The organism is Pseudomonas sp. SIMBA_041, from assembly GCF_046535095.1.
GTDB classification, from domain to species: Bacteria; Pseudomonadota; Gammaproteobacteria; order Pseudomonadales; family Pseudomonadaceae; genus Aquipseudomonas; species Aquipseudomonas mucoides.
The window spans coordinates 1-247 of record NZ_JAWRXJ010000732.1; the positions used below are offsets into that span (position 1 = coordinate 1).

The window sequence follows — 247 nt, forward strand, 5'->3', positions numbered from 1 at the left end:
GGTCCACTTGCTCATAGCCGGCGCCGATCACGCAGATGATCTGCAATCGGGGCAGGGCGGCGATTTCCGCCGCGCTCAGCCCCAGGGGGCCACGGGTCAGCACCGCATCGATCTGCCCGGCGTGGTCCCGGATCGCCTGGGCCCGGGTCTGTGGGGTGGGTGCCAGGATCAGCCTGAAACCCAGGTCTTCGAGGTGCGGCAGGTAGGCGTTGACGTTTTCAACCAGGACCAGAACGGTGGCGCGCAT

1 pseudogene is annotated in these 247 nt (G+C 67.2%); it reads right to left on the reverse strand.

Annotation, left to right across the window (positions count from 1 at the left end):
* Nucleotides 1-247, reverse strand: a pseudogene (locus tag SB725_RS33045) (2-hydroxyacid dehydrogenase); the annotation flags it as partial.